This is a genomic window from Niallia sp. MER 6 (genome assembly GCF_023714395.1).
Classification (GTDB): domain Bacteria; phylum Bacillota; class Bacilli; order Bacillales; family Cytobacillaceae; genus Niallia.
This window is the reverse complement of record NZ_JAMAUK010000153.1, coordinates 1-233: the sequence shown is the minus strand read 5'-3', so window position 1 is coordinate 233 and position 233 is coordinate 1. Positions and strand designations below refer to the sequence as shown.

Below are 233 nucleotides of genomic sequence, written 5' to 3'. Positions count from 1 at the left end.
TCCAGCTGCAGAAGCCAAATCGTACGGCTGTTTCACTCACTCGTGCACAGTCTTGCGACTGCTTCTCGCGCGCTCCAACATCCTATCGATTTAAGCTGTTCTTTTAGCTTTTCGTTTTAGTTAAGTCCTCGATCTATTAGTATTTGTCAGCTCCACGTGTCACCACGCTTCCACCTCAAACCTATCAACCTGATCATCTTTCAGGGATCTTACTAGCTTACGCTATGGGAAAT

At 45.9% G+C, this 233-nt stretch carries 1 rRNA gene; it reads right to left on the bottom strand.

Annotation, left to right across the window (positions count from 1 at the left end):
- Nucleotides 1-116: 116 nt before the first annotated feature.
- Nucleotides 117-233, bottom strand: a 23S ribosomal RNA gene (locus M3600_RS28785); the annotation flags it as partial.